Source organism: Gemmatimonadales bacterium (assembly GCA_036279355.1).
In the GTDB taxonomy this organism is placed as follows: domain Bacteria; phylum Gemmatimonadota; class Gemmatimonadetes; order Gemmatimonadales; family GWC2-71-9; genus DASQPE01.
In genome coordinates, this window is sequence record DASUJH010000025.1 from 22,601 (window position 1) to 36,029 (window position 13,429).

Sequence of the window (13,429 nt, forward strand, 5' to 3'; positions counted from 1 at the left end):
CCGGCGACGTAGGAACGAACGATAGGAGCCTGGAGGTCCGCCGGCATCGGCCGAATGGCCATCGGCCGAATGGCCATCGGCCGAACGGCCATCGGCCGAACGGCCAGCGTGGCGCGAAGAGTGGTCGCTCGACGCTACTGCGGCGCCATCACCCCCGCCGGGCAGCGCCACACCGCGTGCTCGGCCGCGTAGCCGGTGCGCGGGAGGAGTTGCGATGCGAAGAGCACGGCACCCCAGAAGACGACGGCGAGCGCGACCAGGTGAGCGAGCCCCGCGCGAATGCGCCACGCCGCGAGCGCGCACCAGGCGCCGCCCACCAGCACCATCGCGACGGCACCGAGATATCCGGCGAGCGGCAGGTCGCACGCGCGGGCGTACGGCCACCAGACGATTGCCGCGCCGAGCGCGACGACCAGGATGAGCCGCGCCCAGAGACCCGCGAGCTCAGCGCCGGCCCGGTCACGCGCCGCGGCCGCGCCGCGATAGCGAGTCCAGCGCTTGGCCGAGGTCGCAGCCGTCGAACCGCCCACGGCCCCGCGCGGCCCGGAGCGGTGGAGGCTCGGCTCGGCATCGTGGCCGGCGAGTTGCGCGAGGAGTCGGTCCACCTCGCGTGCCATCGGATCGGGCTGGCGGCCGGGCGGCGGCTTGGGCATGGATGCCTGCCGGAGATGTGCTGGTGCGCTGCGGCGACGCGGTAATCGATCGGACCGCGCTCGCGGCATTTGCCGTACCAGCCACCTGCCCCGCGCGACCCGCTTGCGCCGCTTCACGCTGGCCGAGAAGTCACACCGCGCCTGCGTCCGGTGCCCTTGCAATCCGCGTTGCATCGTTCGGCGCGCCCATGCAGCTCCCTGCACGGGACCGACCGCGCCCCGTCGTGCGGCGCCTGCAACTCACTCGGGCGTGCCCGCCGCCTTGAGTCGCTCGACCACCGCGTCCTGGTGTTGTTCCGCGGCGATCGTGCGGGCGCTCTTGTTCCGGTCGTCGCGCACGGCCGCATCGGCCCCGCGCGCGAGCAACAACTCCACCACCGGCAGCTGCCCGTACGCCGACGCCCACATGAGCGCCGTCTCGCCGTGCGCGTAGCGGGCGTTCACGTCCACGCCGGCATCGAGCAGCGCCTGCACGCAGTCGGCATGTCCCTCGCCCGCGGCGTAGATCATCGCCGTCTTGCCCACCCGATCCACCGGCCGCGTGTCGGCGGCCTTGGCGAGCAGCAGCCGCACCATCGCAATGTGGCCGGCGTACGCGGCTCCCATGAGCGGCGTGTCCCCCGCGATGTCGGCGAGGTTCACGTCGGCACCGTGCGCGAGCAGGAGCTGCGCGAGCGCCGTGTCGCCCCTGGTCGCGGCCATCATGAGCGGCGTGTCGCCCTTCCGATCGCGGGAGTTCGCGACCGCGCCGCGGGCGAGCAGCGCCTCCACGTCCGCCAGCCGCCCGGCGCGGGCCGCGGTGAGGAGGTCGAAGTTGTCGTTACGCCGCTGAGCGTGGGCCTGATCCGGCACCAGGCCGCCCAGCGCGACCATAGCGGCGAGCGCGAGTGAACGCCGCCCGAGCGAAGACATATGGGACTCCAACTGAGTGAGTCGCGAGGTGATACGTCGCACCACACCTTGCGCGCGGCACCGGGGAACGTAACGTAGAGCCGCTCCGCTGGAACATAGCGCGCCAACTCCCCGGGTGGTCGCTCCACTCCTTCGTCGGCTCCTCGAGCCGGGAAAGGCTGGTATGCACATGTCGATGCGCATCCTGCCGGCAGCATCCGTCCTGTTCTGTCCACTGCTCCTTCTCTGGCCCGCCGCCGGCAGCGCGCAGGAAGTCGGCACGGCGGGACCCGGAGCGGGAGGCGTCCCCCGCGACATCAACGTGTCGCAGCAGATGCTGAGCGGCGCCGGCAGTCAGAACAACAACTGGCTGCACACCAACGGCAACTACGACCAGACCCGCTTCTATCCCGGCAACCAGATCAACACCGGCAACGTCAAGAAGCTCCGGCCGGCATTCGTCTTCCAGACCGAAGTGCTGGAGACGATGGAAACCGCCCCGGTCATCGTGGACGGGACGATGTACATCACCACGGCGTACGACCACGTGTACGCGCTCGATGCCGCCACCGGCCAGCAGTTCTGGCACTACAAGCACCAGATGGGCCCGGTGACGACGTTCTGCTGCGGCCCGAACAATCGCGGCGTCGCCGTGAACGGCGGCCGCGTGTACCTCGGCACCCTCGACTCGAAGCTGGTCGCGCTCGATGCCAAGACGGGCGAAGTGATTTGGCAGAAGCAGATCGCCGATCCGGAGCAGGGCTACAGCGAGACGATGGCCCCGACGGTGGTGGACGGCAAGGTGCTCATCGGCACCAACGGCGGCGAGTACGGCATCCGCGGCTTCGTGAAGGCGTTCGACGCCAACAGCGGCGACCTGCTCTGGACCTTCTACACGATTCCCGAGAAGGGGCACGAGGGGACGTTCTCGCCGACCGACGCCACGGGCCGCGACGAGCACCGCGACATCGCGGCGGAAAAGGCGGCGTTCGCCAAGGACGCGTCGTTCTACAAGACGCTGGGCGGCGGCGTGTGGATGAATCCCTCGGTCGATCTCAAGACCCGCACGATCTACTTCGTCGTCGGCAACCCCTCGCCCGACCTCTATGGCGCCATCCGGCCCGGCGACAACCTCTACACCGACGCGCTCGTGGCGCTCGATCTCGACAACGGCACCTACAAGTGCCACTTCCAGTACGTGCCGCACGACGTCTGGGACCTCGACGCGGTGAGCCCGACGATCCTGATCGACGCCAAGGACAAGAGCGGGAAGATGATTCCCGCCGTCATGCACGGCGGCAAGACCGGGCACGTGTACGTGCACGACCGGTCCAACTGCCAGCTCATCCGCTACTCCGAGGCGATGATCCCGCAGGAGAACATGTGGGTGCTGCCGGAGCCGAACGGCGCGCGCATGCTGCCCGGCGCCAACGGCGGCGTCGAGTGGTCGCCCATGGCGTTCAGCCCCAAGACCCGCCTGGCGTACGCGCTCAACCTGCACCAGCCGATGACCTATCACGTCGAGGAGGCGAACTACCCCGGCGGGTCGAAGCTCTGGCTGGGCGGCGCGTTCAAGACGATCCCGGCCGAGAAGCAGTGGGGCCGGCTCGCGGCGGTGAACGTGGACGATGGCAAGGTGGCGTGGAAGTACGACACCGAGCAGCCGCTCATGGGCGCGGCACTGGCCACCGGCGGCGATCTCGTCTTCTTCGGCGAGGGCAACGGCAACTTCAACGCGCTCGACGCCAGGACGGGCAAGCGGCTCTGGAGCTTCAACTGCGGCGCCGGCGCCAACGCGATGCCGGTCTCCTACATGGTGGGCGGCAAGCAGTACATCGCCGAGGGCTGCGGGGGCAACACGCAGATCGACTTCAAGCGCGGCAACAGCGTATTCGTGTACACGCTCGGCGATTGATGCCCGCCGGGCGGGGCATGCGTCGTATCGGAGTTCCGTGCGTTGCCGCCGCGGCGAGCTTGGCACTCGTTGCCGCGGCGGCGGCGCAGGACACCACCGCGGGGCAATCCAGGGCGCAGATATGCACGGCGTGCCACGGGCCGGGCGGCAGCTCGGCCCAGCCGCTCGTGCCCAATCTCGCCGGCCAGACCTCCCGATACCTTTATCTCCAACTCAAGGACTTCAAGGAAGACCGCCGGGCGGACCCGCTCATGACGCCCGTCGCCAAGTCGCTCGAGCGGCAGGACATGTACGACGTGGCCGCGTATTTCTCCGCGCAACCGCTGCACCCCGCCGAATTCAAGACCGATCCGGCGCGCGTGGCGCGCGGCGAGAAGAAGGCGGCCGAGACGCTCTGCACCATGTGCCACCTGGGGGAGTTCAAGGGGCAGAACGAGATTCCGCGCGTGGCGGGGCAGCAGCACGACTATGTGGTGAAACAGCTCACGGCGTTCAAGACCGGCACACGGACGAACGACGCGGGAACCATGGCGAGCGTCGCCAAGACGCTTTCGGACGAAGACATCGAGGATCTGGCGCACTATCTCGCAAGCCTTCGGTGACCTCACGCGCGCCCGCCGCGGCCTTCCGCCCCGGCTCGCCGCCGCGCTCGCGTTCGGGGCGGCGGGCGCGCTGCTGCCGGCGGTCTGGTTCGGCCCCGTTCTCGTCACCAGCCGAGATTGGGTGAGTTGGCTCCTCTACCTGGGCCTGCCCGCGCTGGCGGCTGCTGCCGCGGGCGCGCTCTTCGGCCGGCCGCTGGTGGCGCCGTCGGGCCCGGGGCGCGACGGCGCGGCCATGCTGCGCGGGGCCGGCATCGCGACGGTCGCCCTCATCTTCTTCGCCCCGCTCTATGCCTGCGTGGTCAAGTGGACCGAGCCGGGATGGACCAGCGTGGTCGGCCTCACGCTCCTCGTCATCTTTTTCGCGGCGCTCGCCATGTGGTGGGCGCTCGCCGCCATGGGCGGGCTCGTGGGCTGGGCGCTCTACCGGTTCTCGCTCCGCGCGGGGCGGCCGGGCGCCTGAGGCGGCCCCGCGCCGCGCCGGCCGTTGCGGTCGGGAGCCGCGGCGCGCAGCTTGGGTGGGCCACTTGCTCCGGAGGACCCCATGGCACAATGTGAAGTCTGCGGCAACGACTACGAGCTGTCGTTTCAGGTCGTCGCCGCCGGCCATACCCATACGTTCGACAGCTTCGAGTGCGCCATCAACAAGCTGGCGCCGATTTGCGACCACTGCGGCTGCAAGATCATCGGCCACGGCATCGCGGCCAGCGGCACGTTCTACTGCTGCGCCCATTGCGCGCGCAAGGAAGGCGTCACGACGGTAGCGGACCGCGCGTAGGCGACAGCGAACGCGACAGCGAACGCGAACGCGCGCGCGCCAGGCGGCGCGGCGGCGGCGATGAACTCGCGAGGTGCGGCGATGACGACGTACGCGATTCGCGGCGGTGAAGAGGGCGCGCGGCGGCTCGAGCTGGTCGCGCATATCATGGAACCGGCGACCGCAGCGCTCCACGCGGCCGCCGGCGTCGGTCCCGGCATGACCTGCCTCGACTTCGGCTGCGGGCCCGGACACGTGAGCCGCGCGCTGGCTCGGCGGGTCGCACCGGGCGGACGCGTCGTCGGCATCGACGTCGACGCGGTCAAGCTCGACGCGGCCCGGCGCGAGTGCGACCGCGCCGGCCTCGCCAACGTCGAGTTCCGGATGAGCGACGCGACCCTGTGGGCCGAGCCGGACAGCTACGACGTCGCGTACGGCCGCTTCATCATGTCGCACCTCGCCGAGCGCGGGGCGATCATCGGCCGGCTGGTCGAGGCGCTCCGCCCGGGTGGAGTGCTGATGCTGGAGGACATCGAATTCGCCGGCTCCTTCTGCTGGCCGCCGAATGCCGCCTATACCCGGTATTGCGAGCTCTACGGCGCCGTCATTGCGCGGCGCGGCGGCGACCCCGATCTCGGCCCGCGGTTGTACCCGCTCTGCGTCGACGCGGGACTCGAGGACGTGCATGTCGGAGTCGTGCAGTTCGTCCATGCCGCCCGCGCGCCCGAGAAGCAGCTCTGTCTGACGACGATGGTGAACATCTGCGACGCGGTCGAGGCCGAGGGGCTCGCGAGCAGCGAGGAGCTGGCGGAGACCGTCGCCGCGCTCGCCGCATTCACCGACGACCCGCGGTCGCTCCTGGGCTCGCCCCGCGTTTTCCAGGTGTGGGGACGGAAGCCCGCACGCCGCAGCTGAGGCCATGCCGGCACGCAGGCCGGTGAATCGACGCGCCGCGCCGACGCACTCGATCGCCACGATCGGCTATCAGGGCGCCACCGCACGGAACGTGGTCGACACGCTGCTGGCCGCCGGCATCGATCTGCTCGTCGATGTGCGCGCCGTCGCCAGCTCGCGCCGCCCCGGCTTTTCCAAGTCGCTGCTCGCCGCGCACCTGATGGAAGGCGGCATCGAGTACCTCCATCTCCGCGCGCTCGGCACGCCGGCCGCGGGGCGCGCCGCCGCCCGCGCCGGGCGGCATGAAGAAATGCGGACGATCTACCTGGGCCACCTCGTGCTGCCGGAGGCGCAGGCGGCGCTCGATGCGTTGGCCGACCTGGTGCGCGCCGGCCGCCGCGCCTGCCTCCTCTGCTTCGAGGCCGACGCCGCCCACTGCCACCGGAGCATGGTGGCCGCCGCACTCGACGCGCTGGTGCCGGTGCGCGTCGTCCACCTCGACCCGTCCGGAGCATGACCATGGCCCCCGCAGCGCCCAGCTACGCGCTCGGCCACTCCGAGGCGGAGCTCGAGCGGCTGATCCAGCAGTCGCGATTCTTCGGCGAGCTGACCGAGGAGCTGTTCCAGCGCGCCGGCATCCTCCCCGGCATGCGCGTGCTCGACATCGGCTGCGGCCCGGGCGACGTGTCGTTTCTCGCCGCGCGCGTGGTGGGGCCATCGGGCTCGGTGCTCGGCGTCGACCGCTCGGCCGACGCCATCCGCCTCGCGCGCGAGCGGGCCGCGGGCGCCGGGCTCACGAACGTCACCTTCGCCGAGGGCAGCCTCGACGAGCTCGACGTGGGCGGGGAGTTCGACGCGCTCGTCGGCCGCCTCGTGCTCCTGTATCTCGCCGACCCGGCGGCCACCCTGCGGCGGCTCCGGCGGCATCTCAAGGCCGGCGCGCTCGTCGTGATGCACGAGATGATCATGAGCACCGCCGTCGCCCTGCCCGCGTACCCGCTCTTCGAAAACGTCGGCTGGTGGGTCCTCGAGTCGTTCAGGCGGAGCGGCGCGGACACCGAGATGGGCGCGAAGCTCTTGACGACGTTCGTCGACGCCGGACTGCCGGCGCCGCAGATGGTGATGCGCAATCGGATCGACGGCGGCCCCGGTGCCCCCACGTACGCCGCGCTCGCGCATCTGATCCGCAGCCTGCTCCCCGCGATCGAGCGCTACGGCGTGGCGACGGCCGACGAAATCAGGATCGATACGCTGGCCGACCGCCTCCGCGAGGAAACCGTCCGGGGGCGCGGTGTCGTCATCGCGCCCGCGCTGGTAGGCGCGTGGGCCGTCGAGCCGGGGGGGTAGTCATTCTCGCCGTCGTGCTGGTGCTGCTCCGCTACGTGCTCGTCCATTACGCCTGACGCACCGCCTCCGTCTGGCGATTTCGCGCCCGCCGGGCCACCTTCACAGCCAAATGACCGATCTCGCCGCGCAGCTCCAGGCCACCCTGGGCGACGCATATCGCCTCGACCGCGAGCTGGGCGGCGGTGGGATGTCGCGCGTCTTCCTGGCCCATGAGACGGCGCTCGGCCGGCGGGTGGTGGTCAAGGTGCTGCTGCCCGAGCTCGCGGCGGGTGTGAGCGTGGAGCGCTTTCGGCGCGAGATCCAGCTGGCGGCGCAGCTCCAGCACCCGCACATCGTCCCGCTGCTCTCTGCCGGCGAGTCGGAGGGGCTGCCGTTTTTCACGATGCCGTTCATCGCGGGCGAATCGCTCAGGGTGCGCCTCGGCCGCGAAGGCGAGCTGCCGATCAACGAGACGCTGCGCATCCTGCGCGATGTGGTGTCGGCAATCGCATACGCCCACGGCCACGGCGTCATGCACCGCGACATCAAGCCGGACAACGTGCTGCTCTCGGGCGGTGTCGCGGTGGTCACCGACTTCGGCGTGGCCAAGGCGCTGCGCGAGTCGGGGACGAGCAGCCACGCGATCGGCGACGCCGAGGCGGGCCCCACGGCGCTCACCTCGATGGGCATCGCCCTCGGTACGCCGGCGTACATGGCGCCCGAGCAGGCCACCGCCGATCCCACGACCGACCACCGCGCGGACATCTACGCCTTCGGTGCCATGGCGTACGAAATGCTCGCGGGGCGAGCGCCGTTTGCCGGCCGCTCGCCCCAGGCCACGCTCGCCGCGCATGCGATCGAAGCGCCCGAATCGGTGGACCGGCTCCGTCCCGGCGTGCCGCCATTGCTCGGCACACTCGTCATGCAGTGCCTCGCCAAGCGACCGGCCGATCGGCCACAGACGGCGCTCGAGGTGCAGCACACGCTGGACGCGATCGGAACGCCGACCGGCGGTACCACGCCCACGCGCGTCGTCGCACCCGCAGGGCGCGGCACCGCCGCGGCGACGACGCCGGCCGGCACGCACCCCGGCGGCGATGCTGACGCACCGGAAGCGGCGGGGACGCCCACGGGCCACGGACAACGGGGGCGCGCGGTGACGCTCGCCGCGGCCGGCGGTGTGCTCGTGCTTGCCGCGGCCGTCCTGCTCCGGCAGGCGCGCACGCCCAACCCGCAGTCGGGACCGACTGAGGCGCCGATCACGTCGCCGGCTGCGGCGCCCGCGGTGCCGTCGCCGCCGAAGCCAGCGGCGCCGGCTGCTTCAGCGGGGGACTCGGCAGCGGCAGATTCGTCCCCCGCGGCCGCGCAGGCGCAGCGACCGGAGCACGCGGCGCCGGAGAAGCACGAAGCCGAATCGGCGAGAACTCGGCCTCCGACCGCTGCACCGGTCAGACGTGCGCGGGCCCGGGATTCGTCGGCGGGAGCGGCCCGGGATTCGCTCGCCGCCGCGGCCCGAGAGCGCAAAGCGCAACTATCCGCGCCCCCAACATCCGCGCGGCAACCATCCGCGCCGCCACCAGCGCTTCGCGATTCCGCCCGCCGCACCGCACCGAGCGACTCCGCCCTTGCGCGCGTTCGCCCGCGGGACTCGGCGGTCCCTGCGCCGGTGACGCCTTCCCTTACGCCGCGGGTGAGCGCGCCGCCCTCATCGAGCGCGGTTCTTCCGCAGCGCGCCTCGTCGGCCGCAGTGACCCCCTCCCCCTCGCCGTCGGCTCAGTCGCAGGCGCCCCCACCCCCGCCCCCGCCGGCGGCGGCGCCGCGGCCGGCCCAGGTCGATGCGCGCGCGGCGATTCGCGGCCTCGTCGCCGACTACGCGGCCGCAGTCCGGTCGCGCAGCGTGGCCGACCTCCGCCGCATCTATCCGGCAATGACCGCTTCGCAGCAGCAGTCGTGGGAGCAGTTTTTCACGATCGTGAGCCACGTCGACGCGCAGCTTGGGCTCGCGCAGCTCTCGATCGGAACGGGCGCGGCCGACGGACAGGTGACCGGCTCCTACACCTACACCAACGAGAGCACACACCGGCGCGAGGAGCAGGCGATTTCCTTCCACGCGGCGTTCCGGCTCGCGCCGGGCGGCTGGCAGATCAGCGAGGTGCGCTAGCCGCCGTCAGAAGTTGTACTCGAGCCCCGCCGTCCAGATGAGGTTCGGCCGGAGCCCGCCGCGGTTGAGCGGCCACTCGGTGTTGGCGATGAAGGTGACGCCCTGCACCGCCGTGAGCTTGACGCCGAGCGAAGCATCGACCAGATCGTCGCGGGTGTCGGGGATCGTGGTGGGCGTGATGACGCGGCGGTAGGGTGACTGGATCACGACCGGCGCCGGCACCACGAGCGGATTGGTGCCGACCTGCAGCTCGGAGATGACGTCCGCCGCGAGCGTAGCCCACGGCGCCAAGAGCTGGTCGAACCCCGCCGTGGCCAGCACCGCGTCGGTCTGGAACTCGCCGCCGCGGTAGGCATACCCCACGTTCACGTGCGGCGAGAAGGCGCCGAACCGGGCCGACGCCACGGCGAGCCCGCGCACGGCAAAGGCGCCCGCGCCGAGCAGGTCCTCTTCGCTGCCGGTCGGGAAGCGCACGTCGGCGAGGAGCGCGAGCGAGAGCGGATCGCCCCGGCGCAGGTTGACCTTGGCTCGCGCGGCCACGTCGCCCAGGCCCGTCGCCGCTCCCTCGACGAAGCGCGTCGCGGTGAGCACCGGATTGGTGGGCGTGCCGCCGAAGAAGTGGACGGCGGGCGGCGGCCCGAACGGGTTGATCTGCGCGCTGCTGTTGCCGCGCATCGAGGTGGTGACGATCGGCAACACGACCCCGAGGTCCACCCGATCGGTGATGCCGTAGGTGAGCAGAAACGAGGTGACCGTGACGTGGATGTCGAGCGCGAGCCCGAGGTCGATCGTCTCGTTCTCGACCGTCGGCACGCCCATGAGCGAGCAGTCGCCCCCCGCCACCGAATCACAGCCGGGAAAGTCCACGTTGGCGTGGGTGAAGGTGAAGCGTACATTGTCGAGGTCCACGCCGCGGAACGTCTTGAAGCTGAGGCCCGTGCGGGTCACCCCCGCCAGCATGCGCCCGCGGCCCAGCGTCTGCGCGCGCTCGCCGAAGATGGGCCCCGCCGATGTCGACGTGCGGGTCGGCACGCCGCCCTCGAAGCTGAACGTCGAGCCGCCGCTCGCCGCGCTCACCGGCACGTCCGCCGCGCTGCTCCCCACCGCGTCGGTGAGGAAGGCAATCACCGTTCCGTTGCTCGAGGCCGCCGAGGGAATGAAGTGGCTGCCGTGGATGCGGATCGACTCGGGATTGTTGGGATCGCCCGAGCCGCCGAGGAAGAGCGGGTCCTGGCCGGCGGTAAAGATGAAGAGCTGCGAAATCTGATCGCGGAGGTGCTGGGCGTACGCGGGCGCCGGGAGGGCAGCGGGCACGGCCAGCGCGACGGTCACGAGAAGGCGGCGCATGCAGTTTGCTGGCGAAATGGTGGAGGGGCACCGGACGTCACCGGCCCGCCATGACTAGCACGGATTCGACCACTCGGCAAGGGGCGCTGCAGAGCGTGTCGCCGGCGGCGTCGGACCGGCTGCACGGAAGCGAGCCGCCGTACGGATTCCCGGTTAGATTTCGGCCGCGTGCACGACTTGGCGCGCGATCCGACCTCTGAAATCGAGACTCACGTGAGCAGCTATAAAGTCGAACAGCGGCGCCTGGTCCACCGCGGCCGAGAGTTCCATTTCGTGTCCTACGAGGGCCGGGTCGCCAACGAGCGCCGCGGGGAGTCCGCCCTGCCGCCCATGTGGTTTCTCATGAGCGAAGGCAAGCGCCGCGAGGTGATGCCGCAGACGATGGACCAGCCGGTCGAGGAAATCGACGGCGCGCTGCTGCGCTGGGTCGATGAGCAGGTGTTCGGGCTGGTCAGCGGCAGAGTGCGCTCCGCGTGATGGCGCGCTGACAGGCGCCGCCGGCTCCGCTATCTTCGCCAGGCAACCCGGAGATCGACCTCGATGCGATTCGCTTCCCTGCTCCTCATCCTGCTCGGCGTAATCGGGACCGTGCTGGGCCTCGTCACCTTTGTCGAGCATCTTCGGAGCGCCACCGAGCGGCCGTTCTGGCTCGAGACTTACGGCGGCCCGGGGCCGATCATGGCGGGCGTCGCGCTGCTGCTGGTTGGACTCTATCTCCGCTCGACGAGCCGCTCGGAACAATAAGCGCCGCGCGGCCTGGAGGACTACATGCCGATACCGCTCAGGCTGGACACTGACGACATCACCATCGCGTTTGACATTATGAGCATGAACGGCTCGCTCCAGCCGGGCGCGACCGTCACTACACCCGGCGGCGGGCGGCTCCGGTTCGACGGCCGAGTGCCGGCGGGCCAGGGCGGCGGCTCATCGGGGCGGCTCGATTTCGAGCTGCTCGACCTGCCGTCGGACGCCGCGGCACCGGTCGCGGCGTGGCTCTCCGAGCGTCTCAACGGGCGGGTGGCGACCGTGCGCGTGGGCGGCGTCGCCGTGCCCGCCGAGCCCGACGCCTTGCGCCGCGCGCTCGGCGGGCGCGCGTAGGCGCGTCGGGTTTCCCGAGCCGCCGATCCGTGCCCGGGCGCCTCGAGGCGATCTGGATCAAGCGGGCGCACTGGGGACCGATGGACCCGGTGTCCGCCGCAACGCTCGTCGCCGGTCAGGGGCTCGTCGGCAACGCTGACCAGGGTCGCCGGCGGCAGGTGACGATCATCGAGCGCGAAACGTGGGATCGCCTCATGCGCGAGGTGGGCGGCGCGGCACCGCCGTCGGCCCGGCGGGCCAACCTGATGGTGAGCGGCGTGCCGCTCGTCGAGAGCCGCGGCCGCGTGCTCCGCGTGGGCGGCTGCCGGCTCCGGATCGGCGGCGCCACCATGCCGTGCGAGCGGATGGACGAGGCGGTGCCGGGCCTGCAGGCGGCGATGCGGCCGGATTGGGGCGGCGGCGCCTTTGCCGAGGTGCTGGACGACGGCGAGATCGCGGTCGGCGCCGCCGTCGCGTGGGTCGAACCGGAGCGAGCGGAGCCCGACCACCAGGGGGAACACATGCCAGTCGCCGCCCTCGCCCGCCCCGAACCCGGCGAGTACGATCCGTTCTACGAGCAGTATCTCGTCGAGCTCACCGCCGATGACGTGCTTCCCGTGCTGGCGAGCCAGCTCGAGGAGACGGTCGCACCGTTGGCCGCGCTCTCGGACGCCCAGGCGAACTTCCGCTACGCGCTGGGCAAGTGGAGCGTGAAGGAAGTCGTTGGGCACCTCGCCGACGCCGATCGCATCTTCACCTATCGTGCCCTCTGCATCGCGCGCGGGGACAAGACGCCACTGCCCTCGTTCGACGAGGAGGCCTATGTGAACGGCGCCGGGTTCGAGCGGCGCTCGCTCGCCTCGCTGGTGGACGAGCTGCGCGCGGCGCGGGCCTCTACGCTGGCGCTCTTCCGCTCGCTCGATCCGGAGACGCTGCGGCGCCGCGGCGTGGTGAGCGGCAGGGAGGTCACCGCGCGTGCGCTCGGCGCGATCATCGCGGGGCACGAGCGGCATCACGCGCGGGTGTTGCGGGAGCGGTATCTCGCGAAGATGCCGGCGCGCTAGAACGGCCTCCGTGTGGGGCTGCCAACCTTCGCGCTCCGAGCGGCCGCGGTTCGGAGCGCCGGCGAGCCCGCAACGGAGGGGGTGGCGCCGGAGCGGACGTCAGTGAGCGGTAGCCCCCCTTGGGATCTCGCCGATTGAGCGAACTGCAGTCCGCGCAGGCGCGACCCCCTCCGTTGCGGGCGAACGAGCACCGATCGGCGGCCGCCCTACCTCTTCCCCCCGCGATTCTTGTCGAAGATCGCCCAGAGTATGAGCACGAACGCCGCGAGCCGGAGCAGGTAGAGCCCCGTCACCGCCTCGTCCGGCGGATCGTTGAGCAGCGCGAGCGTGAGCCGCTGCACGCCAAGGGTCCAGAACGCCACGGCGAAGACGGCGAACAGCCGGTCCCGCGTCTCCCGCCAGAAGCGCAGGAAGAAGAGCCCCGCCACCGTGTAGCCCGCGACGATTGCGCCCGAGATGATCGGCAGCACCGGCGTGTAGGCGCGCATCACCGCGTCTCCCAGATGAGGCCGTACAGCATGACCGCGAGTCCCGCCAGGATCGGCACGCTCCGGAGCAGCGCCAGATCGTAGCTCGGCAGCACCAGCACATCGACCACCAGCATGATGTTGCCGAGCGCGAATCCGACGAATCCGAGGCCGCTCCAGAACAGGAGTCCCACCCCGCGGGTCCGCCAGCCCCGGAGCAGCAACGCGGCGCACGCGAAGCTCGTGAGGGCGCAGAGCACGTAGACGAACGGAGCCAT

17 protein-coding genes are annotated in these 13,429 nt (G+C 71.2%); 12 read left to right on the plus strand and 5 right to left on the minus strand.

Annotation, left to right across the window (positions count from 1 at the left end):
* Positions 1–134: 134 nt before the first annotated feature.
* Both VFW66_07060 and VFW66_07065 read right to left on the minus strand, forming a co-directional pair.
* Complete coding sequence (locus VFW66_07060; protein HEX5386435.1) at positions 135–653, minus strand: hypothetical protein; 519 nt, start codon at positions 651–653, stop codon at positions 135–137.
* 240 nt (positions 654–893) lie between these two features.
* Positions 894–1,565 (minus strand): ankyrin repeat domain-containing protein, encoded by a 672-nt coding sequence (locus VFW66_07065; GenBank protein ID HEX5386436.1) that lies wholly within the window; start codon positions 1,563–1,565, stop codon positions 894–896.
* 169 nt (positions 1,566–1,734) lie between these two features.
* Here VFW66_07065 and VFW66_07070 point away from each other — a divergent pair, with 169 nt between their 5' ends.
* The 8 genes from VFW66_07070 (at position 1,735) to VFW66_07105 (ending at position 9,196) form a co-directional block, all read left to right on the plus strand.
* Positions 1,735–3,459 carry a PQQ-binding-like beta-propeller repeat protein gene (locus VFW66_07070; GenBank protein ID HEX5386437.1) on the plus strand — a complete coding sequence of 575 codons (1,725 nt, stop codon included), beginning with the start codon at positions 1,735–1,737 and terminating at the stop codon, positions 3,457–3,459.
* A 59-nt stretch (positions 3,460–3,518) separates the two neighbouring features.
* On the plus strand, positions 3,519–4,061 hold the full coding sequence (locus tag VFW66_07075; GenBank protein HEX5386438.1) for a c-type cytochrome: 543 nt from the start codon (positions 3,519–3,521) through the stop codon (positions 4,059–4,061).
* Positions 4,062–4,182: 121 nt separating this feature from the next.
* Positions 4,183–4,521 carry a hypothetical protein gene (locus VFW66_07080; protein ID HEX5386439.1) on the plus strand — a complete coding sequence of 113 codons (339 nt, stop codon included), beginning with the start codon at positions 4,183–4,185 and terminating at the stop codon, positions 4,519–4,521.
* Positions 4,522–4,602: 81 nt separating this feature from the next.
* Positions 4,603–4,836 (plus strand): hypothetical protein, encoded by a 234-nt coding sequence (locus VFW66_07085; GenBank protein HEX5386440.1) that lies wholly within the window; start codon positions 4,603–4,605, stop codon positions 4,834–4,836.
* A gap of 81 nt (positions 4,837–4,917) precedes the next feature.
* The gene (locus VFW66_07090) at positions 4,918–5,730 is read left to right on the plus strand and encodes a methyltransferase domain-containing protein (protein ID HEX5386441.1); all 813 of its coding nucleotides are present in this window, start codon (positions 4,918–4,920) and stop codon (positions 5,728–5,730) included.
* A gap of 4 nt (positions 5,731–5,734) precedes the next feature.
* Entirely contained in the window at positions 5,735–6,226 is a 492-nt protein-coding gene (locus tag VFW66_07095) for a DUF488 domain-containing protein (GenBank protein HEX5386442.1), read from the plus strand.
* A gap of 2 nt (positions 6,227–6,228) precedes the next feature.
* Complete coding sequence (locus VFW66_07100; protein HEX5386443.1) at positions 6,229–7,056, plus strand: class I SAM-dependent methyltransferase; 828 nt, start codon at positions 6,229–6,231, stop codon at positions 7,054–7,056.
* A gap of 109 nt (positions 7,057–7,165) precedes the next feature.
* The gene (locus VFW66_07105; protein HEX5386444.1) at positions 7,166–9,196 is read left to right on the plus strand and encodes a serine/threonine-protein kinase; all 2,031 of its coding nucleotides are present in this window, start codon (positions 7,166–7,168) and stop codon (positions 9,194–9,196) included.
* Between the two features lie 6 nt (positions 9,197–9,202).
* Here the strand turns inward: VFW66_07105 and VFW66_07110 are convergent, their stop codons facing one another.
* A complete protein-coding gene (locus VFW66_07110) occupies positions 9,203–10,543 on the minus strand; it encodes a hypothetical protein (protein ID HEX5386445.1) in 1,341 nt (446 codons plus the stop codon).
* A gap of 213 nt (positions 10,544–10,756) precedes the next feature.
* Here VFW66_07110 and VFW66_07115 point away from each other — a divergent pair, with 213 nt between their 5' ends.
* From VFW66_07115 to VFW66_07130, 4 genes are all read left to right on the plus strand, one after another.
* Entirely contained in the window at positions 10,757–11,020 is a 264-nt protein-coding gene (locus VFW66_07115; protein HEX5386446.1) for a hypothetical protein, read from the plus strand.
* A gap of 63 nt (positions 11,021–11,083) precedes the next feature.
* Positions 11,084–11,287, plus strand: coding sequence for a hypothetical protein (locus VFW66_07120; GenBank protein ID HEX5386447.1), 204 nt, complete (start codon positions 11,084–11,086; stop codon positions 11,285–11,287).
* A gap of 24 nt (positions 11,288–11,311) precedes the next feature.
* Positions 11,312–11,641 carry a hypothetical protein gene (locus VFW66_07125; protein ID HEX5386448.1) on the plus strand — a complete coding sequence of 110 codons (330 nt, stop codon included), beginning with the start codon at positions 11,312–11,314 and terminating at the stop codon, positions 11,639–11,641.
* Between the two features lie 29 nt (positions 11,642–11,670).
* A complete protein-coding gene (locus VFW66_07130; protein HEX5386449.1) occupies positions 11,671–12,684 on the plus strand; it encodes a DinB family protein in 1,014 nt (337 codons plus the stop codon).
* 206 nt (positions 12,685–12,890) lie between these two features.
* Here VFW66_07130 and VFW66_07135 read toward each other — a convergent pair whose 3' ends face one another.
* Both VFW66_07135 and VFW66_07140 read right to left on the minus strand, forming a co-directional pair.
* Positions 12,891–13,172 carry a DUF5985 family protein gene (locus tag VFW66_07135; protein ID HEX5386450.1) on the minus strand — a complete coding sequence of 94 codons (282 nt, stop codon included), beginning with the start codon at positions 13,170–13,172 and terminating at the stop codon, positions 12,891–12,893.
* A complete protein-coding gene (locus VFW66_07140) occupies positions 13,172–13,429 on the minus strand; it encodes a DUF5985 family protein (GenBank protein ID HEX5386451.1) in 258 nt (85 codons plus the stop codon). Before VFW66_07140 ends, VFW66_07135 begins: the two co-directional genes overlap by 1 nt.